Source organism: Micromonospora sp. NPDC049203 (genome assembly GCF_043197215.1).
In the GTDB taxonomy this organism is placed as follows: Bacteria; Actinomycetota; Actinomycetes; order Mycobacteriales; family Micromonosporaceae; genus Micromonospora.
In genome coordinates this window covers 1-15,972 of record NZ_JBICSV010000020.1, presented here as the reverse complement: position 1 = coordinate 15,972, position 15,972 = coordinate 1, and the positions used below count along the sequence as shown (strand labels likewise).

Below are 15,972 nucleotides of genomic sequence, written 5' to 3'. Positions count from 1 at the left end.
GACACGTAGGCGTCGGCGAGTGAGCCGTGCGTGAACGCCACCACGTCATCCCGGCCGTCACCGTTGAAATCGGTCGGCGAACCACCGAAATACCGGGGCGCGGGCGGCGGCGGTGGCGTACCGCAGTTGTCGCTGACCAGGAACCTCTGGTTGTACTGGCCGGGATACGGCGCGAGCGAGACGCCGTTTATCGAGATGACCTGGCCGACGCCGTTGTAGAGCTGCTCGTAGTGCACGTGCGCCCCGGAGGAGTTGCCGGTGCTGCCGGTGATCCCGATCTGCTGCCCCTGCTGCACGTAGGCGCCGTCGGGCACCGAATAGGCGCTGAGATGGAAGTAGTAGGTGGTCCACCCGCCGCCGTGGTCGATGACGATGTAGTTGCCGGCGCCGCTGGGCTGCGAGTAGCGGCGGGCGACTCCGGCGGCGGACGCCACCTGGGGCGTACCGCCGGTGACGCCGCCGTCGGCCCGGACGAAGTCCAGCGCCTGCCGCACCTCGGCGCTGTGGTGGCTGTACGTCCACCGCTGCCCGCACGGGAACGGCGCCTTGAAGTTCGGCGCGGCCAGCGCCGGTGACGGGGTGACCACGACCGCGGTGAGGGTGGCCGCGGCCAGTGTGAGCAGCGCGACGAGGGCGCGCCGGGCGGCACGTGTCGGGAAGCTGGGCATGCGGAAACTCCTCATCGGAGGGGATGCACTGGCAGAGCGGCGCCTGGGCGCGTCAGGCCAGGGGCCGGTGTCGCCGACGGGCGGGCCCTGACAGTTCGCGTCGGAGGAGGGGCGGCTGGCGTCCCGATCGGCGGGACGGTGGCGCTGAGGAGAAGTGAAACCGCAGACTTCGGAACCTGTCAATACCCGCCGGGGTGGTTCGTGTCGGAGGAAAACTTCCTTCAGTGCCGGTTCCGCCGGGCCTGGCTGGGCGGGTCAGGGGCCGGCGTGCCGTGAAGATTCCTGCCCCGGAGGGAAAGCCGGGCGCAAGGTATTGACAACCGTGGAAGTCGGGAAGTTAACTCGCCAGCAATCGATTTCTCGCTGATCTCACGGCGCTCGGAAGGGACACCGATGAGGCTCCGCTTCAGCCGTTGGGCCGGCGCCGCAGCAGTCGCGCTGCTGGCCGTGGCCGTGCCCGCGGCCTCGTCCGCCGCTCCGACCGCCACGTCGGCGCCCGCTACCGCTCTCGCCGTCGCGGACGACAAGGGCCCGATCGGCTGGGACGCCTACCGGCGGCTCGACCGCCTGCCGGAGCTGGCCGCCGGCAGCCGTACCCACCAGTTCTCCAGCTTCGGCCGCGACGGTTCCAACGACGACGGCTTCGTCGGCACCTGGTCGTGCCTGCGCCAGAGCGGCGGCTGCGTGATCGCCGAGGCGCGCGGCCCGGGCGAGGTGCAGTCGATCTGGTTCACCCGCGACGACGGCAACGTCCGCGCCACCGGCTGGATCCGCGTCGAACTCGACGGCGTCGTGGTCGTCCAGGCCGACCTCCAGGACCTGGTCGACGGGCGGCTCGGCAGCCCGTTCGTCGCGCCGCTCGTCAGCAACGCCGACCAGACGTCCGGCGGCGTCACCGTCAAGGTGCCGATGCCCTACCGGGAGTCCATGCGGATCACCACCCAGAACAACCCGCTGTTCCACCACGTGGCCTACCGCACCTTCGCCGACGCGGCAGGGGTGTCCCGGTTCGACCCGGCCGACCCGGCCACCGACGTGGTCACGCTGCTGCGCGCCGCCGGCACCCGCGACCCGAAGCCCGCCCAGGCCGGCGCCGCCACCACCCGAGCCACCGTCACCGCCCCGGCGCAGGGCCAGGTGTCGCTGGCCGCGCTGACCGGGCCGCGGGCGATCACCGCGCTGCGGCTGCGCGTACCGGACGCCGCGGCGGGCGCGCCGACGCTCGCCGGGCTGCGGCTGCGGCTGCGGATGACGTTCGACGGGCGCGCCACGGTGGACAGCCCGGTCGGGGAGTTCTTCGGCGCCGGGCTGGGCGAGCGCACCGTCCGGTCGCTGATGTTCGCCATGGACTCCGCGCCCGGCGGCTGGTACAGCGCCTGGTGGCCGATGCCGTTCCGCACCGCCGCCGCCGTGACGCTCGTCAACACGACAGGCGCCACAGTCAGCGGCGTCGAGGTCGAGGTGACGTCGGCGCCCGGCGCCGAGTGGACGTCCCGGCTCGCCGCCGACGGCAGCGCCGGCTACTTCACCACCCAGTCACGCCGCGCGGAGACGGTCGGCGGCGCCGACTGGATCATCGCCGACCAGTCCGGCCGGGGCCGGTTCGTGGGCGTCTCGCAGACCATGCGCGGCCACATCATCGGCGGCAACACCCGCAACTACCTGGAGGGCGACGAGCGGGTGTACGTGGACGGTTCGCCCACGCCGCAGATCTACGGCACCGGCACCGAGGACTTCTACGAGTCGGGCTGGTACTTCAACCGCGGCGAGTACAGCGGCGTCTTCACCGGCAACACCGCGCACCTGGTCCGCGGCGGCGGATGCGCCGACGAGTGCGACGCCGCCTACCGGCTGATGATCGGCGACGCGGTGGCCTACGGCACCGCGCTGCGCTTCGGCATCGAGCACGGACCGGCCAACGACATGCCCGCCGAGTACGCCTCGACCGCGTTCCTCTACACCCAGCGCACCGTCACCACGCGCCGGACCGACACCGTCGTCACCGGCGACGCCGCCAGCCGCGCCGCGCACGCGTACACCGACTCCGGGGCGACCCAGACCGCGCTCACCGCCGCGTTCGAGGGCGACGACGACAACGTCCCGCAGACCGGCCAGGTCCGCGCGACGACCGCCCCGGTCCGCTTCCGGCTGGCGATCGACCCGGCCAACCAGGGGGTACGGCTGCGCCGCCACGGCGACCAGGCCGGCGGCTTCCAGCAGGCGGCCGTGTCGGTGGACGGCACACCGGCCGGGGTGTGGCTCCAGCCGCTGGGCAACGACAGGCAGCGCTGGCTGGCCGACGAGTTCGTGCTGCCGGCGGCGCTGACGGCGGGCCGGTCGGCGGTGACCGTCCAGCTCACCCCGGCGAGCGGCGCACCCGCCTGGACCGCCTCCCGGTACCTGGCCGACAGCATGGTGGCGCCGTTCACCGACACCGTCGCCCCGGCCCCGGTCGCCGGTCTCGCCCTGACCGGCGGGCGCGTGCACGCGCTGGGCCTGACCTGGTCCCCCTCCGCCGACGACGTCGGCGTGGTCTCCTACCGCGTCTACGCGTCCCGAAGCCCCGGGGTGGTGATCACCGCCGCCAACCTGGTCGGCACGACGCGTGCCACCACGTTCCGGCACGGTCCGCTGCCCGCCGCGCAGACCCGCTACTACCGGGTCGTAACGGTCGACGGGTCGGGCAACACCGCCGCGCCCTCGGCCGAGGTGTCGGCCACCACCCGTACCCGAAACACCAGCGACGCCGACGGCGACCGCCGCGACGACGCCGTCGACTTCACCCGCGGCGCCGCCGCCGACGTGTTCACCTCGCTCTCCGACGGCACCCGTTTCGTGCCGGACAGCCGGCCCTGGAACGACTTCTTCGCGGTCGGGGCGGAGGTGCCGCTCACCGGCGACGTCAACGGCGACGGCCGCGCGGACGTCATCACGTTCACCCGTGGCGACAGCGCGGACGTCTACGTCGGGCTCTCCACCGGCGCCGGGTACGCCGCCGGGGTCAAGTGGCACGACTTCTTCGCCGTCGGCGCCGAGATCCCGGCGGTCGGCGACGTCAACGGCGACGGCCGTGCCGACATCGTCACGTTCACCCGCGGCGCCGCCGCCGACGTCTACGTGGCGCTCTCCACCGGCTCCGGCTTCGGGCCCGGTGTGAAGTGGCACGACCACTTCGCGCTCGGCGACGAGTTCCCGGCGGTGGGCGACGTGGACGGCGACGGCCGGGACGACATCGTGACGTTCACCAGGGGTACGACCGGCGACGTGTTCGTGTCGCTCTCCGACGGCACCCGCTTCGTGGAGGACGGCTGGAAGTGGCACGACAGCTTCGCCGTCGGCAACGAGCTGCCGGCGGTGGGCGACGTGGACGGTGACGGCCGGGACGACATCGTGACGTTCACCAGGGGTACGACCGGCGACGTGTTCGTGTCGCTCTCCGACGGCGGCCGCTTCGTGCAGCACTCCTGGAAGTGGCACGACCACTTCGCCTTCGGCGACGAGCTGCCCGGCGTGGGGGACTTCAACGGTGACGGGCGGGCCGACGTGGTCACGTTCACCAGGGGCCTGACCGCTGACGTGTTCGTCTCGCTCTCCACCGGCGGAGGATTCGGCCCACCGGGGAGCCGCTGGCACGACCAGTTCGCCCCCGGCGCCGACCTGCCCCGCCCGAGCGTGTCGTGATGCGCGCCCGACGTGTCCTCGCGGCGCTCCTGCTCGGGGCGGCCCTGGCCGCCGTCCCGGCCGGTCCGGCACCGGCCGACGACCCGGTCCGGTTCGAAGCCGAGTCGCTCGCCGTCGTCTCCGCCACCGCGCCGGTCGGCGCGCAGGCCGACTGCTGCGGGGTGAGCTGGTCCGGCGGACGGCAACTGTGGTTCCGGGGCGCCCGCGCCGGTGACTCGGTGACGCTCACGCTGCCGTCGGTGCCGGCCGGGCAGTACGACCTCGGCGCGGTGCTCACCCGGGCCGGCGACTACGGCACGCTGCGCTTCGCCGTCGACGGGGTCGCGGTGGGCCAGCTCTTCGACGGGTACGCGGGCGCGGTGCAGCGCTCCGGCGCGGTACCGCTGGGCTCGGCGTCGCTGGCGGCCGGCACGCACCGCCTCACCGTCACGGTGACCGGCCGGTCCGCGTCCTCCACCGGCTTCTTCGCCGGGCTCGACACGGTGACGCTGCGCCGCGTCGGCCCGCTCGCGGCGGTCACCACGACGCCGTACGAGACGCTCGGCGAGACGCCGGCGCGGGGCGCGTCCACCCGCGTCTACGACCCGAGCGCGGGGGAGTCGACGACCTGGTACTACAACGACCACACGCTGGTACGGCACCAGCAGACCGGTGTGTGGCACCTGTTCGGCATCACCCACGCCGAACCCGGCGCGCCGCAGGACGAGAAGGTCTTCGGGCACGCCACCGCGCCCACCCCGAGCGGCCCGTGGACGAAACGGCCGGTGGCGCTGGCCGCCGACCCCGGGGCCGGGGAGCAGTGGATCTGGGCCCCGCACGTCGTCCACCACGACGGCGTCTACTACATGTTCTACGCGGCCGGGAACCCGGACTACGCCCGGTACCGCATGCACCTGGCCACCTCGACCGACCTGTTCACCTGGACCCGCAGCTCCGCCAACCCGCTGTTCACCGACGGGTGGGAGGGCCGCGACCCGATGGTGACCCGGGTCGGCGACCGCTGGGTCATGTACTACACGGCCACGTCGAGCCCGTCCGGCGGCAACCACGTCGTGGCGTACCGGACCAGCACCGACCTGCGTTCGTGGAGCGGCCGCGCGATCGCGTACACGTCGCCGCACACCGGGCAGGCGGGCGGGCAGACGGAGTCGCCGTTCGTGGTGCGCCGAGGAGATTGGTGGTACCTCTTCGTCTGCTGCGACGGCACCGACTACGGCGCCGCGTACCGGCGGACGGCCGTCTACCGCAGCCGCGACCCGCTGCGCTTCGACGGCGCGGAGAAGGTGACGGTGCTGGACGCGCACGCCGCCGAGGTCGTGGTGGACGGCTCCAACTGGTACCTGACCCACGCCGGCTGGGGTCAGGGCGGGCTCTGGCTGGCGCCGCTGACCTGGTCGACCGGCGTGGTGGCGCGCGGCTGGACGGTGACCACCGGTTTCCTCCGCGCCGACGTGCGCACCTGGCCCAGCGCCCGGATCGCCGAGCTGGCGGTGGACCCGGCCGGCGCCGGCAACCACCGTCCCGCGCTCGACTCGTCGCACCGGGGAACCGGCCCGTACCTCGCCGTCGGCCGGTTCGACGTGACCGACCGGGCCGGCGCCCCGGCCCGGGTCGACGTGTCGGCCGACGGCTCCCGGATCAACCTGGTCGGCATCCCGTTCGGCGACGAGCCGGTCACCGCCGACTGGCTGCTCACCGTGACGCCCCGGTGGACCGGCCCCGGGTTGCAGAGCGACGTCACCTGGTCGGTGAACGGGTGGCCGACCGCAGCGGTGTGGGAGGTGGCGTTCAACATCGACGGCGCGTCCCCGCTGGTCGGCGACCCGGCGGTGGAGGCGCGGCCGACGGGTGACGTCACCGGCATGCCCCGCTGGACGATGAGCACCGGCGACGGGCTCTCGGTGGTCGCGTCGCACCGGTGGGGGTCGGCCTGGCGCGGCGACAACACCTGGTACGACGCCGGCCACGCGATGGCCGCCTGGCAACCGCTGTGGCGCGCCGGCGGCCTGTCCTGGGCGCCCGGCCAGTACGCGGGCGGCACCTGGCGCCTGACCGCGAGCGGGGTCCGGCGGGACGTGCCGTTCGCCGACGCCGCGCACGCCGCGACAAACGCGATCCCGTGACCGGCGTGGACACCCGCGACGCGCCCGGCCCGAGCGGCCGGGTGGTGGTCGCTACGACCGGCGTGGCCAAGCGGTTCGGCGGCGTGACTGCCCTCCACGGCGTCGACTTCGACGTGCGCGCCGGTGAGGTGCACGCGCTGCTGGGCGAGAACGGCGCGGGCAAGTCCACCCTGATCAACATTCTCTCCGGCGTCATCACCGACTACGACGGAGAGGTCACAGTCGACGGGACGCCGGTACGGTTCACCGGCCCGGCCGCCGCCCAGGCCGCCGGCATCGCGACCATCCACCAGGAACTCGACCTGGTGCCCGCGCTGTCGGTGGCCGACAACCTGGTGCTCGGGCGGGAGCCCCGGACCCGGCTGCGCACAGTCGACCGGCGGGCCGCGGCGCGTACCGCGCGGGAGCACCTGGACCGGCTCGGCGCCGACATCGACCCGCGCCGCCCGGTGGGCTCGCTGCGGGTGGGGGAGCAGCAGCTCGTCGAGATCGCCAAGGCGCTCGCCCTGGACGCCCGCGTGCTCGTCATGGACGAGCCGACGGCCGCGCTCGCCGACGGGGAGGTGCGGCGGCTGTTCACCACCGTCGACGGCCTGCGCCGGCGGGGCGTCGGTGTCGTCTACATCTCCCACCGGATGGAGGAGATCGAGGTCGTCGCGGACCGCGCGACGGTGCTGCGCAACGGTTCGGTCGCCGGTGTCGTGCCGGCCGGCCGGATGGACCGGCGGCGGATCGTGGCGATGATGGTCGGCGGCCGGGCCGCGTCGCTGTTCAAGCCCGCCCCGGCCGGCAGCCCCGGCCCGCATCCCGAGCCGGCGGACGCCGCCGGCAGTCCCGCTCCGCATCCCGAGCCGGCGGACCCGGCCGGCAGTCCCGCTCCGCATCCCGAAACGGCGGACGTGGCCGGCACGTCCGCTCCGCGCCGCGAGACGGCCGGGACCGGTGCCGGTCCGCTGTTGCGCGTCACCGACCTGGCCGTGCGGCCCCGGGCGCCCCGGCCCGGCCGCTGCGAGCCGGACGGCGTCAGCCTGACCGTGCGCGCAGGCGAGATCGTCGGCCTGGCCGGACTGATGGGCGCCGGCCGTACCGAACTGCTGGAGACCCTCTTCGGCGCCGGGCCCGCCGGCCGCCGCACCGGCACGGTCCTGCTGGCCGGCCGCCCGTACGCGCCGCGCCGTCCCCGCGCGGCGCTGCGTGCCGGCGTCGGCTTCGTCCCCGAGGACCGGCGCCGTTCCGCGCTCGTCCTGGAACACCCGGTCGGCCGGAGCATCGTGCTGGCCGCGCTGTCCAGGCTGACCTCGGCCGGGATCGTCAGCCGACGCCGGGAACGGGCCGCCGTCGCGCGGTCGGTCACCGGCCTGGCGATCAAGACGGCGTCGGCGGCCACGCCGGTCGGCGCGCTCTCCGGCGGCAACCAGCAAAAGGTGGTCTTCGCCCGGCACCTGCTCACCGAGCCGCGGCTGCTCCTGTTGGACGAGCCGACCCGCGGCGTCGACATCGGGGCGAAGGCGGAGATCTACCGGCTGCTGCGCCGGCTCGCCGACGACGGCATGGGCATCCTGCTCGCCTCCTCGGAACTGCCCGAGCTGCTCGGCGTCTGCGACCGGGTGGTGGTGCTGCGCCGCGGCCGTGCCGTGGCCGACCTCGCCACCGACGGCTGCACCGGCGAGGACATCCTCGCGGCGGCGATGGGCGGCCCGGCCGGCGGAAGGGACGACAGATGACCGACACCCGCGTGCCGCCGCCCGAGCCGGCCGTGACCGAGGCGCCGCCCGCCGCCGGTACGGTCGGGCTGCGCGGCGCCACCGCCCGCTGGCTGCGCCGCCCGCGCAGCCGCCGGGAACTCGCCGACCGGCTCTTCGCGGTGCAGAGCCTCTTCGCGCTGCTCGTGGTCTTCGTCGTGGCGATCCTCGCCTCACCGCGCCGCGACGGCGAGATCCTCTTCCTCACCGCCGGCAACCTGGGGAACATCGTCCGCGCGGTGTCGGAGATCGGCATCATCGCGATCGGAATGACATTCGTCATCCTGCTCGGCGGCATCGACCTGTCGGTCGGGGCGATCCTCGGCCTGTCGGCAGTCGGCACCGCGACGCTCATGGTCGACTCCGGGCTGGGCATCCTGCCCGCCGTCGCGGCGGTGCTCGCGATCGGCGCGCTGTTCGGCGCACTCCAGGGATACGCCGTGGCCCGCCTCGGCATCCAGTCGTTCATCGTCACCCTGGCCGGTCTCCAGGTCGCCCGGGGCATCGCCCGGATCTGGTCCGGCGGCCTCGGCATCCCGATCGCCTACGGCGACGGACCCCAGGAGGCGCCGCCCGCCTTCGAACTGCTGAACGGCTCGATAAACGGCGTGCTCCCGGTGCCGGCGGTGCTGTTCGTCCTGATCGGGGTGGCCGCTGTCGTGGTGCTGCGGACGACAGCGTTCGCCCGGCACGTCTACGCGATCGGCGGCAACGAGAAGGCGGCCCGGCTCTCGGGCGTACCCGTGACCCGGGTCAAGGTCGCCGTGTTCGCCGTCGCCGGCCTCCTGGCGGCGGTGGCCGGCGTCGTCCACGCGGGACAGCTCAACCAGGGCAGCCCGAACGACGGCGCCGGATACGAGCTGGATGCGATCGCCGCCGTCGTCATCGGCGGCACCAGCCTGGCCGGCGGCTCCGGCTCGATGGGCGGCACCCTGGCCGGCGCGCTGCTGCTCGGCATCCTCAACAACATCCTCGCGCTCAACAACATCGACGCCAACGTCCAGCTGCTGATCAAAGGACTGGTGATCGTGCTCGCGGCGGCGTTGCAGAAGCTGCGCCGCGGCATCGCCTGACCGAACCGACTCCGAGGAGCCACCGATGGACAAGCGAACCACACTGCTCGCGCTGCTGGTCACCGGCGCGCTGGCGGCGACGGGGTGCAGCGTCGAGAAACCGTCCGACGACGCCGGGCAGGCCCGCGCCTGCGGCGCCGGCAAGGACTTCCTGATCGGCATGTCCCAGGCCAACAACGCCGAGCCGTACCGGCAGGTGATGAACAACGACGTGCAGACGGCGGCGAAGTCGGTTCCCGGCTTCCGCGTCGTGGTCTCCGACGCCGCGCAGGACAACAGCAAGCAGGTCGCCGACGTGGAGAACTTCCTCACCCAGAAGATCAACCTGCTGATCATCTCGCCGAACGAGGCCAAGCCGCTGACCGCTGTGGTGAAGAAGGCGTACGACCAGGGCGTGCCGGTGATCGTGCTGGACCGCAAGGTCGAGGGGGAGGCGTACACCGCGTTCATCGGCGGCGACAACGTGGCGATCGGCAAGGCGGCCGGCGAGTTCTACGCCACGACGCTGCTGCCCGACGGCGGCAAGGTGATCGAGATCGCCGGGCTGCCCGGCTCGACCCCCGCCGCCGAGCGCGCGCAGGGCTTCCGCGACGGCATCGCCGCCAACCCGAAGATCCAGATCGTCGCCTCCCAGCCCGGCGACTGGCTGCGCGAGAAGGGACAGTCGGTGGCGGACGCGCTGATCAAGGCCCACCCGGATGTGTCCGCGATCTACGCGCACAACGACCCGATGGCCGAGGGCGCCTACCTCGCCGCGAAGTCGGCGGGCATGGTGCAGCGGATCAAGTTCACCGGAATCGACGCGCTGCCGGTGCCCTCCGGCGGGATCAAGGCCGTCGAGCAGGGCCGGCTCGGCGCCACGTTCCAGTACGCCACCGGCGGCCGGGAGGCGGTCGAGCTGGCCCGGAAGATCCTCGTCGACTGCGCCGAGGACGTCCCGCGTACCACCACGCTGGGCACCATGCGGATCACCAGGGAGAACGCCGCCGAGGCGTACGCGAAGCTCGGTGGCCTCTGAACGCGGCCGCGTCCCGTCCCGCCCACCGTCCGCCCGTCGAGGGAGCCGCCCCGTGACCCGTTACACACTGCCCGTGCCGGTCGAGCGTCCGGCCGCCCCGCCCCGCACCGTCTACACAGTGGCCAGCGGCGACCTGCGGCTGAGCGCGAACGTCACCTGCTGGCCCACCCAGCGGCAGCTCGAAGCCGACCTCGCCGCCGCCGTCACCGCGCTCGGCTGGCACGTCCGGCGCGGTCACGACGTCGACCCGGTCAGAGGACACGGCTTCATCGACAGCCAGCGCGCCGGGATCGAGGTCTTCCGGAGCATCCCGGCCGACGTGCCGCTCATCGTGGTGGAGGCGGTCTGGCAGTACAGCCACCACGTGCTGGCCGGGCTGCGCGCCCACCGCGGGCCGATCCTGCTGGTGGCGAACTGGAGCGGGCAGTACCCCGGGCTGGTGGGCCTGCTCAACCTCGCCGGCAGCCTCACCAAGGCGGGCGTGCGGTACTCGACGCTGTGGAGTGAGGACTTCACCGACGAGTGGGCGCGTGACGGCCTGAAGAAGTGGCTGGAGACCGGCGAGGTGACGCACGACGAGAGCCACGTACGCCCGCTGCCGGCGCTGCGGCCGGACGAGGAGGTCGAACTCGGCGTGGCGCTGGCCCGGCAGCTCGTCTCCGAGCGGGCCGTCATCGGAGTCTTCGACGAGGGCTGCATGGGCATGTACAACGCCATCATCGACGACGAGCTGCTCAACCCGATCGGCATCTTCAAGGAACGCCTCTCGCAGAGCGCGCTCGTGGCGGAGATGGCGCGGGTGCCCGACACCGAGGCGCGGGCGGTGCTCGCCTGGCTGGAGACGGCCGGGATGACGTTCCACACCGGCACCGACGAGGCCACCGAACTGACGTACGCCCAACTGCTCAGCCAGTGCCGGATGTACGTCGCCGCGCTGCGCATCGCCGACGACTTCGGCCTGGACGCGGTCGGCATCCAGTACCAGCAGGGGCTCAAGGACACCGTCCCGGCCAGCGACCTGGCCGAAGGGCTGCTGAACAACGTCGAACGCCCCCCGGTGACCAGCCGGGACGGCTCCCGGGAGCTGTACCCGGGCGCGGCGCTGCCGCACTTCAACGAGGTCGACGAGGGCGTCGCTGTGGACTCGCTTGTCACCAACCGGATCTGGACCGCGATGGGCCTGGACCCGGCGACGACGCTGCACGACATCCGCTGGGGACAGCGGTACGGCGAGCACTTCGTCTGGGTCTTCGAGATCTCCGGTTCGGTGCCCGCGTCGCACAACGGCGGCTACGACAGGTCGTACAGCATGCGTCAGCCGCCGATGTACTTCCCGCTCGGCGGCGGCACGCTCAGCGGCGTGTCGAAGCCGGGGGAGATCGTCTGGTCGCGGGTGTTCGTGATGGACGGCTGCCTGCACGTGGACCTCGGGCGCGGCACCGTGGTGGAGCTGCCCGAGGCGGAGACCCGGCGGCGGCTGGACGCCACCACACCGCAGTGGCCGATCATGCACGCCGTGCTGCACGGCGTGGGCCGCGACCAGTTGATGGCCCGGCACAAGGCCAATCACGTCAACGTGGTCTACGGGCCCGACGCCGACACCGCCGACCGCGCGCTACGGGTCAAGGCCGCCCTCTTCGCCGAGCTGGGCGTACGGGTGCACCTGTGCGGGGAGGTCACGATCTGAGCGAGCCGGCGGCAGTGCCGTGCGACGGGGTACGGCCGGCGGCTCGGCCCCGCCGGCGGGCCGACGGCGCCGAGCTCTCACGGACCCGCAGCTCGGTGTGGAGCACCACGGTCGAGGGCACCTTGGCCGGGTCGGCGATCCGCTCGACCAGCAGCGTCGCGGCGGTCCGTCCCAGGTCGTACGTGGGCTGTGCGACGGTGCTCAGCGAGGGCCGGACCAGGTGCGCCCACGGGATGTCGTCGAACCCGACGATGCCGAACGGGTCGGGTACGCCGATGCCGTTGTCCACGAGGCATTCGACGGCGCCCACCGTCATCAGGTTGTTCGCCGCGAACACCGCGTCCGGCGGCTCGGCGGTCTCCAGCAGCGAGGCCATCGCGCGGTAGCCGCCCTCCTCGCGGAAGTCGGCGTACCGGATCAGGTCCTCGGTGGCCTGGCGTCCGCTGGCCTTCAGGGCCCGCTGGTAGCCCCGCAGCCGCTGCATGGCGGTGGAGATCCGGCGCGGGCCGGTGATGCACGCGATCCGCCGGTAACCGCTGTGCACCAGGTGGGCGGTCGCCTGCTCGGCGCCGTGGGTGTTGTCCACCAGCACGGTGTCCACCTCGACGCCGCGCGGTTGCCGGTCGATCGCCACGACCGGGATGCGCGCCTGCACCAGGCGGCTGATCAGGGCGGGCTTCCCGGACGAGGAGATGATCACCCCGGCCATCCGCTCGGCCAGGGCCGCCGCCACGTAGCGGGCCTCCTTCTCCGGGTCCTCGTCGCCGTTGCAGAGCACGACGGAGAAGCCGGCCTCCTGCGCGACGTCCTCGACGCCGCGCACCATCGAGGTGAAGAACGGGTTCCCGATGTCGGAGATGATGACCGCCCAGAGACTGGTCCGGCTGCGGCGCAGGCTGCGCGCGACGGCGTTCGGGCGGTAGTCCAGGTCCTGCGCGGCCTGCCGCACCCGGGCGGCCATCTCCGGGTCGACCGAGGCGCGCCCGTTGAGGACGCGGGAGACGGTCGCCGGTGACACTCCCGCGCGACGCGCCACGTCGTAGATGGTCGTCATCGCGCTCCCGTCGTCGTCGCCCGGGCTGCTCCGACCCGGCCCCCGTCGGATGGTGACGTACCGGAGGGAGACCGCCACCGCGGGAGATCGCTCGGAATCCTATACCCGTCCAGCAATCGATTTCCGGCCGGGTGGGCCGGGCCCGCCGGCGCTATTGACATCGATGTGGATGACTACGAGACTCGTCAGCAATCGATTTCTCGCCCGGCGCCGCCTGGTCAGCCCACACCCCCGAGGAGCATGGTGAGACGAAACCTGCTGGCGCTGCTTGTCGCGCTCTGCACCGTCACGGCGGCCGGCGCGGTCGGCGCGCCGGCGGCCGCCGTACCGATCGGCACGCTCGCCTGCCCGTCCGTCCCGGCCACCCACGACCCCGCCGTCACCGTGATCGTCTACCGGGTGGCCCGGTCGTACAACGTCGACGACAAGGTCATGCTCTCCACCTTCGAGGCGGGGTGGGTCGAGTCCCACATGAACAACCTGCCCTGCGGCGACAAGTCGAGCCTGGGCGTGTTCCAGCAGCGCTGGGACTACGGCTGGGGCACCCTGGAGCAGATCATGGACCCGGTCTACGCCACCACGCAGTACGTCACCCGCGCGATCACCTGCGACCGCAACAACCCCGGCCACACCGCCGGCCAGGTCGCCCAGTGCGTCCAGCGGTCAGGCTTCCCCGACCGGTACGACCAGGCGGCGGCGACCGCGCGGACGCTGCTCAACCAGGCGGCGCGTACCCACGGCATGGCCGGCGGCTCGTCGACGGACGTCAACGGCGACGGCCGCGACGACATCCTCACCTTCACCCAGAACGCCACCGCCGACGTGTACGCGAGCACGTCGACCGGCACCGGCTTCGCCGGGACGTCGGTGAAGTGGAACGACTTCTTCTCCATCGGCGGGGAGACCGCGTCGACGGGCGACGTCAACGGCGACGGCCGCGACGACATCGTCACGTTCGCGCACGGCAACACCGGCGACGTGTACGTGGCGCTGTCGAACGGGTCGGCGTTCACGTCGCCGGGCAGGTGGCACGACTGGTTCGCCCCCGGCGCGGAGATCGCCGCCGTCGGCGACGTCAACGGCGACGGCCGCGACGACATCGTCGCGTTCACGCACGACGCGACGGCGGACGTCTACGTGGCGTTGTCGACCGGTTCGTCGTTCGCCGGTACGGCGGTGAAGTGGCACGACTACTTCTCCATCGCCGGGGAGTTCCCCGCGCTCGGGGACGTCAACGGCGACGGCCGCGATGACATCATCACCTTCACCCAGGGCCCCGCGTCGGCGGCGGACGTGATCGTCGCCCTGTCGACGGGCAGTGGTTTCGGGGCGCCGCAGAAGTGGCACGACCTGTTCGCCGTCGGCACCGAACAACCCCGCGTCGGCGACATCAACGGCGACGGACGCGACGACATCGTCACCTTCACCTGCAACACCGACGCCGACGTCTACGCCGCCACCTCCACCGGTTCGTCGTTCACCGGCACCACCATCAAATGGCACGACTTCTTCTGCCTCCCCGGCGAATTCCCCTACCTCGCCGACGCCAACGGCGACGGCAAAGACGACCTCATCGTCTTCACCAAGGGCGCCACGAACGACGTCTACGTCGCCCTGTCCACCGGCACCACGTTCGGTGCCAGCAGCAAGTGGCACGACTACTTCGGCCTCACCGGTGAGGTGACGCTGTGACGCCAGGATGGGAGGCCCCCGTGGCCGGAACACGACGGAGACGGCGGCGCGTCGGCGTCGCCCTGCTGGCCGCGGCGCTCGCCGGCGCGGTCGCGGTGCAGCCCGCGTCCGCGTCCGCGACGCCGCCGGGCCGTACCGCGCTGGACACCGCCTTCGTGCGGGCGGCGCAGGAGTACGACGTGCCCCGGGACGTCCTGGTGGCGGTCGGCTACGGCGAGTCCCGCCTGGACGGGCACGGCGGCAAGCCGAGCCAGGCGAACGGCTACGGGGTGATGCACCTGGTGAGCAACCCCGCCCAGCGCAGCCTGGAACGGGCGGCGGCGTTGACCGGTGAGCCGGTCGCGCGCCTGAAGACCGTCACGCCCGCCAACATCCGCGGCGGCGCGGCGGTGCTGCGCGAACTGGCCGACGCCGAAGGGCTGACCGCGCGGGACCGGGACCGGGTCACCGCCTGGTATCCGGTGGTGGCGCGGTACGGCGGCGCGGCAGACGACGCCACCGCCCGCCTGTACGCGGACGGGATCTACGAGCTGGTGCAGCAGGGCATCCCGGGCGCCGTGCCGGTCCGGGCGTACCGGGTCGAGCCGGAGCGCGGCCGCTACGCCACGGTTCCGCCCGCCGGCACGGCGTCCCGTACGCTCGCCGCCGCCGTGCCGGAGTACCCGGCGGCGCGGTGGGTCGCCGCGAACGGCGCGAACTACGGCGTCGGGCGGTCCAGCCGGATCACCACCGTGATCCTCCACGTCACCCAGGGCTCGTACGCCGGCACCGTCAGCTGGTTCCAGAACCCGTCGTCCGGCGTCAGCGCCCACTACGTGGTGAAGTCCAGCAACGGCGAGATCACCCAGATGGTCCGCGAGGGCGACACCGCGTACCACGCCCGGTCCGGCAACGCGTACGGCGTCGGCATCGAGCACGAGGGGTACGTGGACAACCCGGCCTGGTTCACCGACGCGATGTACCGTTCCTCGGCCGCGCTGACGCGCTACCTGTGCGACAAGTACGGCATCCCGAAGAACCGGACCGGAATCAAGGGGCACAACGAGATCCCGGGCAACGACCACACCGACCCGGGGCCGAACTGGAACTGGAACTACTACCTCTCACTGGTTAACCAGGGCGGTGGCGGGCCGGCCGCGCGGTATTTCGGTGGTTCGCCGACCGATTTCAACGGTGACGGCCGGGATGACGTGGTGGCGTTCACGCACGGCTCACTCGCCGACGCCTACGTGTC

10 protein-coding genes are annotated in these 15,972 nt (G+C 72.8%); 8 read left to right on the top strand and 2 right to left on the bottom strand.

Annotated features, from left to right (window positions below; all coding sequences use genetic code 11):
- Positions 1-668, bottom strand: a 668-nt coding sequence (locus ACGFIA_RS28490; RefSeq protein WP_357475024.1) for a M23 family metallopeptidase, incomplete at its 3' end; no start/stop codon positions are given.
- A gap of 393 nt (positions 669-1,061) precedes the next feature.
- On the opposite strand from ACGFIA_RS28490, the gene ACGFIA_RS28485 reads away from it, so the two are divergent.
- Genes ACGFIA_RS28485 through ACGFIA_RS28460 form a run of 6 tightly spaced genes read left to right on the top strand, consistent with a single transcriptional unit; the run spans position 1,062 to position 11,992 of the window.
- Positions 1,062-4,349: a DUF2961 domain-containing protein gene (locus ACGFIA_RS28485; protein WP_393262988.1), complete on the top strand. Its 3,288-nt coding sequence runs from the start codon at positions 1,062-1,064 to the stop codon at positions 4,347-4,349.
- Positions 4,349-6,472, top strand: coding sequence for a family 43 glycosylhydrolase (locus tag ACGFIA_RS28480; RefSeq protein WP_357390981.1), 2,124 nt, complete (start codon positions 4,349-4,351; stop codon positions 6,470-6,472). Before ACGFIA_RS28485 ends, ACGFIA_RS28480 begins: the two co-directional genes overlap by 1 nt.
- A complete protein-coding gene (locus tag ACGFIA_RS28475) occupies positions 6,469-8,196 on the top strand; it encodes an ATP-binding cassette domain-containing protein (protein WP_357390983.1) in 1,728 nt (575 codons plus the stop codon). The genes ACGFIA_RS28480 and ACGFIA_RS28475 overlap by 4 nt, the downstream gene beginning before the upstream one ends.
- Positions 8,193-9,287 carry an ABC transporter permease gene (locus ACGFIA_RS28470; RefSeq protein WP_357390985.1) on the top strand — a complete coding sequence of 365 codons (1,095 nt, stop codon included), beginning with the start codon at positions 8,193-8,195 and terminating at the stop codon, positions 9,285-9,287. Before ACGFIA_RS28475 ends, ACGFIA_RS28470 begins: the two co-directional genes overlap by 4 nt.
- Before the next feature lie 25 nt (positions 9,288-9,312).
- Positions 9,313-10,305, top strand: a complete 993-nt coding sequence (locus ACGFIA_RS28465) for a substrate-binding domain-containing protein (RefSeq protein WP_357390987.1) — start codon at positions 9,313-9,315, stop codon at positions 10,303-10,305.
- 52 nt (positions 10,306-10,357) lie between these two features.
- Positions 10,358-11,992, top strand: a complete 1,635-nt coding sequence (locus tag ACGFIA_RS28460) for a fucose isomerase (RefSeq protein WP_357390989.1) — start codon at positions 10,358-10,360, stop codon at positions 11,990-11,992.
- Here the strand turns inward: ACGFIA_RS28460 and ACGFIA_RS28455 are convergent.
- On the bottom strand, positions 11,982-13,046 hold the full coding sequence (locus tag ACGFIA_RS28455; RefSeq protein WP_357390991.1) for a LacI family DNA-binding transcriptional regulator: 1,065 nt from the start codon (positions 13,044-13,046) through the stop codon (positions 11,982-11,984). The two genes, ACGFIA_RS28460 and ACGFIA_RS28455, sit on opposite strands and share 11 nt — an antisense overlap.
- A gap of 243 nt (positions 13,047-13,289) precedes the next feature.
- Between ACGFIA_RS28455 and ACGFIA_RS28450 the strand changes: the two genes are divergently transcribed.
- The gene (locus ACGFIA_RS28450) at positions 13,290-14,738 is read left to right on the top strand and encodes an FG-GAP repeat domain-containing protein (RefSeq protein WP_393262983.1); all 1,449 of its coding nucleotides are present in this window, start codon (positions 13,290-13,292) and stop codon (positions 14,736-14,738) included.
- Positions 14,739-14,758: 20 nt separating this feature from the next.
- Positions 14,759-15,972 (top strand): N-acetylmuramoyl-L-alanine amidase (locus ACGFIA_RS28445; RefSeq protein ID WP_357475016.1); only part of this gene is annotated, 1,214 nt, incomplete at its 3' end.

What these genes read in the sequence shown, in the direction of transcription:
- ACGFIA_RS28485 (WP_393262988.1), top strand. Translation starts at nt 1,062, where the DNA reads ATGAGGCTCCGCTTCAGCCGTTGGGCCGGCGCCGCAGCAGTCGCGCTG.
- ACGFIA_RS28480 (WP_357390981.1), top strand. Translation starts at nt 4,349, where the DNA reads ATGCGCGCCCGACGTGTCCTCGCGGCGCTCCTGCTCGGGGCGGCCCTG.
- ACGFIA_RS28470 (WP_357390985.1), top strand. Translation starts at nt 8,193, where the DNA reads ATGACCGACACCCGCGTGCCGCCGCCCGAGCCGGCCGTGACCGAGGCG.
- ACGFIA_RS28465 (WP_357390987.1), top strand. Translation starts at nt 9,313, where the DNA reads ATGGACAAGCGAACCACACTGCTCGCGCTGCTGGTCACCGGCGCGCTG.
- ACGFIA_RS28455 (WP_357390991.1), bottom strand. Translation starts at nt 13,046, where the DNA reads ATGACGACCATCTACGACGTGGCGCGTCGCGCGGGAGTGTCACCGGCG.